Source organism: Streptomyces sp. NPDC004788, assembly GCF_053601115.1.
Genome location: NZ_JBSGBF010000148.1, coordinates 1 through 12,875, shown reverse-complemented (window position 1 = coordinate 12,875; position 12,875 = coordinate 1). Strand labels below are relative to the sequence as shown.

The 12,875-nt window shown below is 72.1% G+C and carries 10 protein-coding genes; 3 read left to right on the top strand and 7 right to left on the bottom strand.

The features are described 5' to 3' along the window. Nucleotides 1-143 precede the first annotated feature (143 nt). Both ACWEJX_RS35845 and ACWEJX_RS35840 read right to left on the bottom strand, forming a co-directional pair. Complete coding sequence (locus ACWEJX_RS35845) at nt 144-1,184, bottom strand: vWA domain-containing protein (protein ID WP_451611600.1); 1,041 nt, start codon at nt 1,182-1,184, stop codon at nt 144-146. 85 nt (nt 1,185-1,269) lie between these two features. After that, the gene (locus ACWEJX_RS35840) at nt 1,270-1,851 is read right to left on the bottom strand and encodes a DUF6529 family protein (protein ID WP_451611599.1); all 582 of its coding nucleotides are present in this window, start codon (nt 1,849-1,851) and stop codon (nt 1,270-1,272) included. A 97-nt stretch (nt 1,852-1,948) separates the two neighbouring features. Between ACWEJX_RS35840 and ACWEJX_RS35835 the strand changes: the two genes are divergently transcribed. Then, nucleotides 1,949-2,110, top strand: coding sequence for a hypothetical protein (locus ACWEJX_RS35835; RefSeq protein WP_451611598.1), 162 nt, complete (start codon nt 1,949-1,951; stop codon nt 2,108-2,110). Nucleotides 2,111-2,257: 147 nt separating this feature from the next. On the opposite strand, the gene ACWEJX_RS35830 is transcribed toward ACWEJX_RS35835, so the two are convergent. Further along, nucleotides 2,258-3,520 carry an MFS transporter gene (locus ACWEJX_RS35830; protein ID WP_451611597.1) on the bottom strand — a complete coding sequence of 421 codons (1,263 nt, stop codon included), beginning with the start codon at nt 3,518-3,520 and terminating at the stop codon, nt 2,258-2,260. Nucleotides 3,521-3,850: 330 nt separating this feature from the next. On the opposite strand from ACWEJX_RS35830, the gene ACWEJX_RS35825 reads away from it, so the two are divergent. Beyond that, nucleotides 3,851-4,633, top strand: a complete 783-nt coding sequence (locus ACWEJX_RS35825; protein WP_451611596.1) for an alpha/beta fold hydrolase — start codon at nt 3,851-3,853, stop codon at nt 4,631-4,633. A gap of 108 nt (nt 4,634-4,741) precedes the next feature. On the opposite strand, the gene ACWEJX_RS35820 is transcribed toward ACWEJX_RS35825, so the two are convergent. From ACWEJX_RS35820 to ACWEJX_RS35805, 4 genes are all read right to left on the bottom strand, one after another. Further along, on the bottom strand, nt 4,742-6,439 hold the full coding sequence (locus ACWEJX_RS35820) for an ABC transporter family substrate-binding protein (RefSeq protein WP_451611595.1): 1,698 nt from the start codon (nt 6,437-6,439) through the stop codon (nt 4,742-4,744). Nucleotides 6,440-6,523: 84 nt separating this feature from the next. Next, nucleotides 6,524-8,752: a dipeptide ABC transporter ATP-binding protein gene (locus tag ACWEJX_RS35815; protein ID WP_451611594.1), complete on the bottom strand. Its 2,229-nt coding sequence runs from the start codon at nt 8,750-8,752 to the stop codon at nt 6,524-6,526. Further along, complete coding sequence (locus ACWEJX_RS35810) at nt 8,749-9,639, bottom strand: ABC transporter permease (RefSeq protein ID WP_451611593.1); 891 nt, start codon at nt 9,637-9,639, stop codon at nt 8,749-8,751. The genes ACWEJX_RS35815 and ACWEJX_RS35810 overlap by 4 nt, the downstream gene beginning before the upstream one ends. A gap of 1 nt (nt 9,640) precedes the next feature. Next, a complete protein-coding gene (locus ACWEJX_RS35805; RefSeq protein WP_451611592.1) occupies nt 9,641-10,624 on the bottom strand; it encodes an ABC transporter permease in 984 nt (327 codons plus the stop codon). Between the two features lie 362 nt (nt 10,625-10,986). Between ACWEJX_RS35805 and ACWEJX_RS35800 the strand changes: the two genes are divergently transcribed. Next, a complete protein-coding gene (locus ACWEJX_RS35800; RefSeq protein ID WP_451611591.1) occupies nt 10,987-12,681 on the top strand; it encodes a right-handed parallel beta-helix repeat-containing protein in 1,695 nt (564 codons plus the stop codon). Nucleotides 12,682-12,875: the final 194 nt, after the last annotated feature.

The following is a 12,875-nucleotide window of genomic DNA, read 5'->3' as shown; positions in this document are numbered from 1 at the left end:
CTGGCGGCCCGGGCCGGAGACCGCCCCGGGCCGACGGTTCACGCCCTGCTCGGGGCGACCCGGGCGGCAGCCGGCGGTGCGGCGTGCGAGCAGGCCGTGGCCCCCCGCAGCGCCCGGCTCCACCCCGGGCGCACACGCCTCCGTCAGATCATCAGCAGCAGCCGCGTGTTCGCCACGAGCTTGCGGTTCACGCTGGTGCTCTGCACGAAGATGGTGAAGTCGTCGTTGTGGTCGGGCTTGACGCGGACCTCGACGTCCGGGAGGCCGAGCAGGGCCCGGGCCTCGGGGCCCGTGTATATGCGGTCCGTCTTCTTCTCAAGCACCGCGATCTGCTTCCGCGCCTGGATCTTCTCGGACTTGCTCAGCTGGTAGTACGCGCCACCGGTCCGGTACGTGTGTCCGCTCTCGACGACCCAGTCGCGGATGCCGGCGTCACGGGTGACCGGGATCAGCTGATACTCCGACGGCTTCGCCGGGGTGAGGCCCGCCGCCTTGATGGTGTCCTTGTTGACCGTCTCCGCGCCCATGGAGAACACGGCTCGCGTTCCCCGGATGCCCTTCGTGCGCCCCACCATGAACTTCTCGGTGGCCTCCTGGATGACCTGGCCGGCCTCCTCCAGTCCCTGCGTGCTCGTCGCGTCCCAGATGGCGATGTTGTCCTTCGGGAACCCGCACTGGACGGCTTCGCGCTTGCCCATCTGGTCCGGCACCAGCACGGCCAGCGTCCAGTTGTCCTCCTGCGTCTCGATCATCTGCGCCACGGCGGCCACCAGTTCACGCGGATTCCTGGCCGGGGCGTCGGCGCAGCGGTGACTGGCGTTCTCCTGTCCGTCGGTGAGGACGAACGTCAGGAAGCTGTGGTCGCCGTAGAGTTGGGCGGTCTGGGCCAGCTCCTGCTGCGACTTCAGCGCGGCGGCGAGCAGAGCCGTCATCCCGCCGACCCGGTACAGCTGCTTCAGCGACGGCATCCGCAGCACGTCCTTGTCGTAGATGACGCACTCCACCTTGTCGGCGAAGACGTACACCGTGACGCGGGTCTCCTGGTCCAGCTCCCTGGACCGGCGGGCAAGGTACGCGATCTGCTGGTCGGCGACCTCGACGACCTTGTTCCTCAGGTGCGACATGGACGAACTGGCGTCCAGCACAAGCGCGACGTGGTTGATGTAGTTCTGATTCCCGGACACGGGCAGCTCCCCCTCGTTTCCGACTGGATGCTCCTACCGTCTCACCCACCACTGACAATCGATCGTGGAGCTGTTGCGCCGGACGCTAGAAGCCCGGCGCGTCGGCGCCGTTCAGGTACCAGAGGGCCGCTGTGTACCAGAGCAGTGCGATCGCCAGGACGAGGGCGCCGCCGGCCACGGGCAGCGCCCAGCCCGGCAGCCGGCGGTGCCGGACGACGATCACCTTGGCGACGAAGGCTCCGTAGAGGAAGCAGCCGCTCAGCGAATGGAGGGCGGTGCGGGCGTCGGTCAGTTGCACGCCGTAGGCGACCAGGCAGTGGCGGGCGATCGGCAGGGAGAGCAGGAACGCGGCGAGGCCGACGAGCCGGTGGGTCAGTCCGACGGGTCGGGGCGCCGGGCCCAGGCCGGGCAGCCGGCCGTACAGCCAGAGGGCGAGCAGCAGCTGGATCGACGCGAGGCCGAGGAGGGCGGTGCCGAGCTCGGACTTCACCTGCTGGGCGTCGTCGAAGCGCGCGCCGAACAGGCTGGTGCCGTACGCGGGAGTGTGCGCGCGTCCGTACCAGTACACGCCGACCGCCGCCGCGACCGGCAGCAGGGCCCAGAGCACGCCCCGTACCACCCGCCCGCGACGCGTCCCTTCGGGCATCGCGTGCTCGTCGCCCGTCATCGGATCAGTCACCCTCGACCTTGTCGCCGCCCGGGCTGACCACGTACCACTTGGCGCCGAAGTCGTCGGACTCCTCGCCGTCGGCTTCGCTTGGGACGTGTCGCCCTCGAAGTCGGTGCGCCTGGTGGTGGACAGCTCGGCCTGGTCGGCGCCGTGGGCGGCAGTGGCCGCGCCCGTGGTGAGCGCGGGCGGCCAGGCCGCGGCGCGGGCGTCGCAGCAAGTGGAGATGGTCGAGGTGTCCTTCTCGAAGCGGCGCTGACGCATGGGGCTCTCCGGCGGATCGAGTGTTTCTTCCCGCACCACTACGGCCGGTGGTCTCCGGCGCTGCCACGGCGGCGCGCCGCGCGGTCAGCGCGACGAGCGACGCCGATGGGCCGACCGGATGAGGACGGAGGCACCGGCGGAATCAGCGCCGCGACGCGCGGGTGGCGAACAGGAGCACCACGGCGAGCACCTGGACAGCGACGACCACGGCGACCAGTACGGGGATCGAGTAGCCGTACAGACCGCCGATCAGCGCGCCGCCGGCCAGGCTCGCGGCGCCGACCACGCCGGCGAACAGCCCGTACGCGGTCGCCCGCCGGCCGCTGGGCACCAGGTCCGCGACCGTGGCGCGCAGGGTGGACTCCTGGATGCCCATGGCCGCGCCCCACACCAGCGAACCCGCGACCGCGATGCCCAGCGTGTCGGTGAACGCCAGCAGCGCCACGCCCGCCGTGAGCACCGGCAGGGCGATCAGCACGCGGGGGCCGTGGCGGTCGTACAGCCAGCCCGTGGCCAGCGCCGCCACGGCGTCCACGACCATCGCCGCCGCGTACAGCACCGGCACCCACGTCGCGGCGAGCAGGTGCCGCTGGACCAGGTGGAAGGAGAGGACGCCGAAGGTGGCGAGCCCGGTCGTGGTGGCGGCCGTGAACGCGGCGTACGACCAGAACGCCCTCGGCAGTCGCGCGTCCCCCGCCCCGCGATCCGGCGCCGAGCCGGCCGAGCCGGCCGAGCCGGCCGCGGAGGCCGCCTCGCGCTCGTACGCCTCGCGCTCGTACGCCTCGGGATCCGGCACCCGGGCCCGCAGCCAGAACAGGACGCCCAGCACCGCGACGCCGGGCAGGGCGAGCACGCCGAGCGCGGGCCCGTAGTCGCCGCCGGTCAGTGCCAGCACACCGGCCACGAGCAGGGGCCCGACCAGCGCGCCGACCTGGTCCATCGCCTCGTGCACGGCGAAGCCGCGCCCCCGTCCCGTGGCCGCCGTGGCGTGGGACAGCAGGGTGTCCTTCGCCGGTGAGCGGACCGCCTTGCCGACCCGCTCGGCGATCACCAGGGCGCAGGCCACCCACAGCGTCCCGACCACGCCAAGGAGTGGCACCGAGGCGACCGTCAGGGCGTAGCCGGCGATGGCCAGGCCCCAGAAGCGGCGGGTGCGGTCCGCCAGCGGACCGGAGACCAGCCGGAGCCCGAGCGCCGCCGCCTCTCCGGCGCCCGTGACCACACCGACGACCAGCGCGGTCGCGCCCAGCGACGCGAGCAGCGGCCCGGTGACCGAGCGAGCCCCCTCGTACACGAAATCGGCGAGCAGACTGACCGTGCCGAACCACAGCACGAACCGCCACGGCACCATCCCCACCGGCCCCGAACCCGCCGGCCGCTTCTCTCCCGGACGCTTCCCTGCCACAGTCTCTCCCTCGCCGCGCCCGGGCCGCCGCGGAACGTACGGCCCCCGGCGAACGATGGCGATGGTATCGGCGAAGCCGCCGAAGACGGGGACGGCGAGAACCGTCAGCGCACCGCCCTCCGGTACGCCGCGAGGATCGCGGCGCCGGTCCGCACGACGGACACGCGCTCCAGATCCGCGCGCGGGCCGTCATCAGCCGAGAGCCGCTGCCCGGGGGCCCGGCCCGCCGCAGCGCGCTGTTGACGCCGTCCCGGCCGCTGCGCCCCCCCGACGCCGACACGACCGGTTCGTGGCTGGCGGGTGGCCCCGGCCGCCGACCACACTGGGCGCATGGAAACCATGGTGCGGGTCGACGGCGGCGAGGTCTGGGCGGAGGACACGGGAGGGGACGGGCTGCCGATGGTCCTGGTCCATCCGGGGGTCGGTGACTCCACCATCTGGGACCCGGTGCTCGCCTCGCTCACCGGGCGGCAGCGGCTGATCCGCTACGACGCGCGGGGATACGGCCGGTCCCCGGCGCCCGTCACGTCGTACACCGCCGCTGGCGACCTCGCCGCCGTCCTCGACCACTTCGGCCTGGACCGTGCGGTGCTCGTCGGCTCCAGCATGGGCGGCGCCGCCTCGCTGAGCCTCACGCTCGACGCGCCGGAGCGGGTGGCGGGGCTCGCGCTGTTCGTGCCCGGCGTGAGCGGATACGACCTCGACGAGGAGGAGTTCTACAAGGAGCTCGCACGTCTCGCCGAGGCCGGCGACACGCAGGGCATCGTCCGGCTCGGCCTCGGCCTGTGGGGCCGCGCGGCGGGCGGCACCCCCGAGTCCGACCCCGTCGCGGCGGCGTACCTCAGGGCCGTGCTGCCCGCCTGGTTCGCCAACGTGGGCCGTCAGCGCACCGATCCGCCCGCCTTCGACCGGCTCGGCGAGATCGCGGTGCCGACGGTGCTCGCGCTCGGCGAGCTGGACCGCCCGCAACTCGTCCGCTGCAACGAGGAGATGGCCGCGCGCATCCCCGGCTGCCGACTTGCCCGCCTCGCCGCCTCGGACCACTACCCGACGCTGCGCGAGCCGGAGGCCGTCGCCCGTCTGGTGGAGGAGCTGTACGCGCAGGCGCACTGAAGCGCGGCGCGGGGCGGGCGTACGGGGCGCTCGTACGGGGCGGGCGGGCCGCGCACCTGCGACCTGCCCGCCCCGGTCCCGTACAGGTGCTCCGGGCTTCAGGAGCGGCTACTTCTGCCAGCCCACGGTCTCCGGCAAGGGGGTGCCGAAGATGGTGGCGCCGACGTTGGCCAGGCCGTTCTTGACGCCGTAGATGGACGGGCCGCTGAACAGGGGCAGGTAGCCGTACTGCGCCAGTGCCTTGCGTTCGACGGCGTTGGCCCGGGCGATCTGCTGGTCGGGGTCGGCGATCGCGGAGGCGGCGTGGATCTCCTTGTCGAGTTCGGGCGAGCCGATGCTCACGATGTTGGAGGCGCTGTCGGTGCAGTAGAACTCGCACAGGTAGCGGGCGCCGAACGGGTCCGAGGACCGGTTGCCGACGAGGAAGATGTCGAAGCTGCGGTCGGCGAGGATCTTGGCGAAGTCGGCGTCGGTGGAGTTCTTGAGGGCGACCTCGATGCCGACCGGCTTGAGCATCTGCACGAGGGCGCCGGCGGTGGCCTTCTCCAGCGGGTCGTCACCGCGCAGGGTGTAGGAGACGGTGAGCTTCCTGCCGTCCTTCTCGCGGATGCCGTCGCTGCCGGGCTTCCAGCCGGCGGCGTCCAGGATCCTCCTGGCCTCCTCCGGGTCGTGCTTGACCACGGCGCCGACGTTGTCGGAGTAGCCCTTCTGGAAGCTGAAGAGCAGCAGGGAGCCGGGCAGGGGCTCGCTGTAGCCGCCCAGGCCCTGGAACTGGATCCTGGCGATCTGGGTCCGGTCGATGCTCTCCAGGAGCGCCTTGCGGACCTGGACGTCCTGCAGGTTGGGCGACTTGGCGTTGACGTAGAAGGAGTACGCGAACGGGCTGCCGCCCTGCCGTATCTCGGTGCCCTGCACGCCGCTGAGCCGCTTCAGGCCCTCGGCGTCGCCGGCGGAGGTGTAGTCGATCTGGCCGTTCTTGAAGGCGTTGGCCGCGGCGGCCGACTCCAGGTTGACGTAGACCCGCTTGTCGAGCTTGCCCTTCTTGCCCCACCACTTGGGGTTGCGTACGAAGGTGAGGTCGCCGCCCTTGGCGTCGAACGTCCCGACGGTGTACGGGCCGGCGCCCCACTCGGGGTGGACCTTCTTGACGTAGGCGTCGTTGTAGTGGGCGACGGTGGCGGCCTTGGGGTGCAGGAGCGTGGTGAAGAGGCTCGACCACCAGGGGGCGGCGCCCTTGAACTCGATCACGGCCTGCTTGTCGTCCGTGCCGCGGGTGACGGAGGTGATGTGGCTGTAGCCCTCGGTGTCGGCCGCGTTGTACTTCTTGTCCGTGCCGTTGTTGGCCTGCCAGGTGGCCTTGACGGCCGTCCAGTCGATCGGCGTGCCGTCGTTGTAGGTGGCCTTGGGGTTGAGGGTGAGGACCACCCGCTGGTTGCCGCCTGTGACGCCGACCTTCACGTCGCTGAGGTAGTCCGGGTTGTACTGCGCCTCGCCCGTGGGGGAGTAGGTGATGACGTCCGGGTTGTACCAGAACCAGACCCGCTTGGCGGTGAGCGTCGCGTTGGCGTTGAACGGGTTGCCCTGGTCGTCGATGGTGCCCGCGGTGGTGTAGGTGCCGCCGTCCTTGACGTTGTCGTAGGGTTGCGGGTTGTAGTCGACCTTCGCCGAGGCCGCGCTGGGGGTCGCGCCCTTGCCGGAGGCGGAGCCGGCGCCGGTGCCGCCGGAGCCGGAGGGGCTGCAGGCCGAGACGGCGAGAGTGAGGGCCGCGGTGAGGGCGGCCGCGGGGACGGCGATTCTCGATCGCATGACGGAGTGGATCCTCATTCCTTGAGCTGGTTCGCGACACCAGGGGTGCGGTGTCGACGTGGGGTCTGCGAGAAGGGCCCGCGGTCAGCGGGCGTGGCAGGCGTGGCGGTGGCCGGAGCCGGGCGTCGCCGGGCCGAGGACGGGCCGTTCGGTGCGGCATCGGTCCCGCAGCCGGTCGTCGAGCAGCCGGTACAGCGGGCAGCGGTCGACGAAGACGCAGCCCTGCGGGAGGTTCGACGCGCTCGGCTGCTCGCCCTCCAGCACGATCCGCCGGCGGGAGCGCTCGCGCTCCGGGTCGGGCACCGGGATCGCCGAGAGCAGGGCCTCGGTGTACGGGTGCCGAGGGGCGTCGAAGAGGGCTTCGGTGCTGCCGGTCTCGACGATGTGCCCGAGGTACATGACCGCGATGCGGTCGGCGAAGTGCCGCATCACGGCCAGGTCGTGCGCGACGACCAGATACGCCAGGCCCAGCTCGCGCTTGAGCCGGGCGAGCAGGTTGACGACACCCGCCTGCACGGACACGTCCAGGGCCGAGACCGGTTCGTCCAGGACCACGATCCGCGGCCGGGTCGCCAGGGCGCGGGCGATGCCGACGCGCTGGCGCTGCCCGCCGGACAGGGCCGCCGGGAAGCGGTCCGCCACCGGCGCGTCCAGGCCGACCAGGCCGAGGAGTTCGGCCACCCGGGCCCGGATCGCCGCCCGGTCGGCGCCGACCGCCTGAAGCGGCTCGGCGAGCAGCTGGAAGACCGTGAGCCGCGGATCGAGGGAGCCCATCGGATCCTGCATGACGATCTGCAGCGCGCCGCGGAGCTCCCGCAGTCGGTCGGCCGAACCGGGGGCGGCGACATCCGTGCCCACGACCTCGATCCGGCCGCTCTCCGGTGGCCTGAGCCGCAGGATCTCCAGCAGAGTGGTGGTCTTGCCGCTGCCGGACTCGCCCACCAGACCCAGGGTTTCGCCGGCCCGCAGTTCGAATCCGACATCGCTGACCGCGCGGAGCGTGCCGACGCGCCGTTTGAGGAACGCGCCCTTGGTGACGGGGAAGGTCTTGCTCAGCCCCGACACCCGCAGCACCACGTCCCCCGGGAGGCCGGTGCCGTCCCCGCCGCTGGTGCCGTCCGCGCCGCCGGCGTCGTCCACTCCGCTCGCGCCGTCCGCCGGTGCCGCGGCGGGGGCCGGGGCCGGTGCCGATGCGGGGGCCGGTGCCGCGGCGGGGGCCGGAGCCGGAGCCAACGCAGAGGCCGGGGCCGGGACCGGTGCCGGGAAGAGCGCGTCCGCCTTCAGCCGGCCGTCCGCGATCTCTTCGGCGCGCAGGCAGGCGACCTGCCCGTGCCCGGCGACGGGCGCCGCGGCGGGTTCCTCCGTGCGGCAGCGGTCGAGCGCGACGGGGCACCGGTCCGCGAAGGGGCACCCGGCCGGAAGTCCCACCAGCGACGGGGGTTCGCCCGCGATCGGCACCAGCGGACGGTCCTTCGGTGCGTCCGGGCGGGGCACCGCGCCGAGCAGGCCGATCGTGTAAGGCATGGTGGGCCGCCGGAACAGCTCGGCGGCGCCCGCACGTTCCACGATCCGCCCGGCGTACATCACGGCGACGTCGTCCGCGTACCCGGCGACCACGCCGAGGTCGTGGGTGATCAGCACGACTCCGGCACCGGTCTCGGCCTGCGCGGTCCGCAGCACGTCCAGGATCTGGGCCTGCACGGTCACGTCGAGCGCGGTGGTTGGCTCGTCGGCCACGATGACCGACGGTGCGTTCGCCATGGCCAGCGCGATGACGACGCGCTGGCGCATCCCGCCGGAGAACTCGTGCGGGAACGAGCGTGCCCTGCGGTGCGGTTCCGGGATGCCGACCAGGTCGAGCAGCTCGACCGCGCGCCTCCACGCGGCCTGCTTCGTCAGGTCCTGGTGCACGCGCAGCGCGTCGGACAGCAGCCGTCCGACCGAGAAGATCGGGGTCAGCGCGGACAGCGGGTCCTGGAAGACCATGCCGATGTCCTTGCCGCGCACGCTCGACAGCTGCCTGTCGTTCAGACCGACCAGGTCGCGGCCGCCGAGCAGGACCTCGCCCGACACCCGGGCGGTCGGCGGCAGCAGCCCCATGACGCCCATCGCGGTGGCGGACTTGCCCGACCCGGACTCGCCGACGATGCCCAGCGTCCGGCCCGGCAGCACGTCGAAGCTCACCCCGCGCACCGCCGCGACGGGGCCCGCCTCGGACGGGAAGGAGATCCGCAGGTCCCGCACCGAGAGCACCGGTGTCGACGCGGTGCCGGCGGACGGCGACTCGGGGGCCGGGGCCAGGGTGAACGTCATCGTGCGCCTCCCGAGGCCGCCGAGATCGAAGTGGGGTCGAGGGCGTCGCGCAGCCCGTCGCCGACGAGCGTCATCGACACGGTGAGCAGGACGAGCAGCCCGGCCGGGAACGCGAACAGCCACGGGGCGCTGGTGATGGTGCCGGAGCCGTCGGCGAGCATGGTGCCCAGCGACACGTCGGGGGTCTGCACGCCGAAACCGAGGAACGACAGCGCCGTCTCGCTGAGCACGGTGGCGACGACGCCGAGGGTCAGGTTGACCACCAGCAGGGAACCCAGGTTGGGGATGATGTGCCGCGCCACGATCCGCCACGGCCGCACCCCCATGAACTCGGCGGCCAGCACGTAGTCGCGTTCGCGCAGCGACGTGGACAGCGACCAGACGACCCGGGCGGTCGTCATCCAGCCGAAGACGGTGAGCACGAGGATCAGCACCCGCCAGTCGCCCGCGAGCCGGTGCGAGACCAGGGCGAGGATCAGGAACGACGGAACCACCAGCAGGAAGTGGATGACCGCCAGGGTCAGCTTCTCCACCCTCCCGCCGAAGTACGCGGCGCCCGCGCCGATCACCGCGGCCAGCACGGTCGTCAGCGCCGACACGCCGACCGCGATCACCAGCGAACGCTGCAGCCCGTGCACCGCCTCGGCGTAGACGTCGTTGCCGCCCTGGTTGGTGCCGAAGGGGTGGGCCGCGCTCGGCGGCTGGGTGAGTGCGGTGAAGTCGGCGTCGGTGTGGGCGAAGTCGGTGAACCGACCGCCGAAGACGCTGAACAGCACGAGGAGAACGAAGAGCCCCACGCCGAGCAGCGCGCCGCGGTTGCGGGCGAACCGCCGCACATACAGCCGGCCGCTGCCCAGGAGCGGAGCCGGCGTCACGGTTGTGGCCATGTCAGCTCACCCGCACCCGAGGGTCGAGGACGACGACGGCGATGTCCGCGAGGATCGCGCCGAGCGCGGTCATGGCCGCGCCGAACGCCGCCACCGCGACGGTGCCGTGCACGTCGTTCTTGGCGATGGTCTGGATGAAGTACTGGCCCATGCCGTTCCAGCCGAAGACCGTCTCGGTGATGACCGCGCCGGTGAAGATGGCGGGGATGCCGAACGCCACCGAGGTCGCGGTCGGGATCAGCGAGGCGCGCAGCGCGTGGCGGCGGATCGCCTGGGCGCGGGTCAGCCCGGTGGCCCGCGCGGTGCGCACGAAGTCCGAGCCGATGGCGTCCAGAAGCAGCGTGCGCTGGGTCAGGTGATAGCCGACGTATCCCAGCAGGGTCAGGCTGAGCGTCGGCAGGACGAGGTGCTGCACCCGGTCGACGACCGTCGGCAGCAGCCCCTCGACGGTCGGGGACTTCTCTCCCGCGACGTACAGGAAGCGAAGTCCGAGGCTCTGGTTGAGCCATATCCCGACGAGGACGACGGCCAACGCGGCGACGGCGGTGGGGATGTTGAAGAGGAACACCGACACCAGCTGCGTGATCCGGTCCCACCAGCCGTACTGCCGCGACGCGCCGGACACACTGAGCGCGACACCGGCGAGGACGGACAGGAGGGTGGCGGCGGTGACCAGTTGGCCGCTGACGAGCACGCGGAAACCGATCTCCGAGTCGACCGACGCTCCCACGGGCGACCTGCCCCAGTCGAAGTGGAGGACCACCTCGCTGAACCAGTGCCACCACCGGTCCACCAGCGGCACCCGCGGGTCCAGGTTGTACGGCGCGAGGGCCTGGTCGATCTCCGCCTCGGTGCGCACCGGGCGCGTGTCCTTGTAGTTGGACCTCGGGTCGAGGAACCAGGCGGCCAGGACGTACGTGACGTTGGTGGCGATCACGATCATGGCCAGCCAGCCCGCCGCCTTGCGCGTCACATGGCGGAGCATGAACCCGCCCTCCCGTGCGCCGGTGCGGTGGCGGCCGCACGGAGAGGGGGGTCGGTGGGGGCCGGGTGAGGGGCCGGCGGGGGTGTGCCGGTTCTGAGCATGATCGCGGTGGCTTTCTGAGGATCTGAGGGACTCCTCCGGATCGGAGGAGAAAGAGGCCTGATGGCGAGTCATTCTGTGGCCGTGATCCACTCCGCCGGAAGCATTCGGAGGCGCCAGCCATGTGATTGCAAGACGCGCGTCACAAAGCCCGCGTACGTGACTCGGTTGCCGTGCCCTCATCGGCGTTTCGCGCGTACCTCTTCTGGCACTCTGTCCCCATATGGGGGTATGTCGTGTGGGAACAGAGCTAAGGGGTGTACGTGAAAGCGGAGAGCCGGAGCCGGACACTGAGGGCCGCCACGGGAGTCTCGGCCGCGCTGCTGCTGTTGCTGACCGGGTGTGACGTACACGTGCCCGGCGTCTACCGGCCGGCCCGCCCGGCCACCGGTGGTCCGTTCACCTTCTACGTGAGCCCCGACGGTGACGACGACAACGACGGCCTGTCGCCGGCGAAGGCCTGGCGGACCCTCGACCACGCCGACAGCGCGCGGTTCCAGCCGGGCGACCGCCTCCGGCTCCAGGGCGGCGAACGGTTCGCCGGCAGCATCACCCTGGACGAGGAGGAGGCGGGCAGCGCGACGGAGCCGGTCGTGATCGAGTCGTACGGCGCCGGTCGCGCGACGATCGCCCCACGCGGGACCTCCGGCATCACCGTGCACAACACCGCCGGTGTCGAAGTCAGGAACATCGCTCTCGTCGGCGACCGCAAGGCGCGGCGCGAAGGGGTCGGCGTCGCGCTGCGCAACACCCTTCCGGGCACCCGCCGGCTCAGCCACGTCAGGATCACGAACGTGGAGGCGAGCGGCTTCCAGAACGGCATCAGCGTCGGCGCCGAGGAGGAGGCGGTCGCCGGCTTCGGCGACGTGCGGATCAGCGACGTCTCCGTGCACGACAACCTCGAGACCGGACTCGTGGTCTACGGCCCCGCGTTCCGGGCCGGGCACCCCGCGTACGCGCACTCCGGACTCCGGATCGAAGGTGTCAAGGCGTACGCCAACACCGGCGACCCGGAGAGCGACCAGCGCAACACCGGGAGCGGCATCTCGCTCGGCAGCGTGGTGGACGCGAAGGTGATGCGCTCGGTGGCGCACGACAACGGCGCGAGGTCGTCGGCCGACGCCGAGGAGGGCCCCGAGGGCATCTGGGTGTACGACTCCTCCCGGGTGGTCCTGGAGCGCAACACCTCGTACCACAACCGCACCGGCTCACACGTCGACGGCGGCGGCCTCGGCCTCGACAACAACGTGTCCGACTCCGTCATGCAGTACAACCTCGCCTACGGCAACGACGGCCCGGGCCTCCTCGTCTACTCGGGTCAGCCGACCGGCGCGCACAAGAACAACGTCGTCCGTTTCAACATGAGTTGGGACGACGCGCGGAAGCTCCCCGAGTACGGCGGCATCGTCGCCTACGGCACCCGGATGAAGAACCTCGACATCCACCACAACACGGTCGTGATGCGGACCACGGGCCTCGCCTCCGCGGAAGTGGCGGGTGCCCGGCCCCCGGCGCTGCGGCTGCGCGACGGCATGACCGGCGTGCGCGTCGCCAACAACATCTTCGCCACCGACGGCGGCCCCCTGATCGAGGCGCAGTCGGCGTACGGCCAGAGCACCCTCCGGCTGCAGGGCAACGACTACTACAGCACGGGTCATTGGGCCCTGGAATGGGGCCTGAGCCGGTACGCGACCCTGGACGACTGGCGTACGGCGTCCGGCCAGGAGACGCTCGACGGCAGTCCGACCGGCCTCGACCACGACCCGTGCCTGAGCGGCCTCACCGCGCCCGTCACGGACGGCGCCGGCCCCGAGAACCTCGAACCCCGCTGCGAGGGCGCGGTGCCCCGCGGCCTGGATCCGCGGAGCCTGGGCATCGACCCCGGTCCCGTCGACTACTTCGGCAACCCGCTGCCGTCGCCGCCGGCGGTCGGAGCCGTCCAGCCCGCCGCCGGCTGAGCCGGGGCCAGGGCCCGGAGGGGACTCGGAGACCGGCCGGCGGATCACGCCCGCGGCCGCGATCCGCCGTACAGGCCCTGGACGCCGCGGCCTGCCCGACCCCGATCCGCCGGACTGGCCCTGGACGCCGCGGCCTGCCCGACCCCGATCTGCCGGACTGGCCCTGGACGAACCGAACCGGCCGGGCGCGGTCC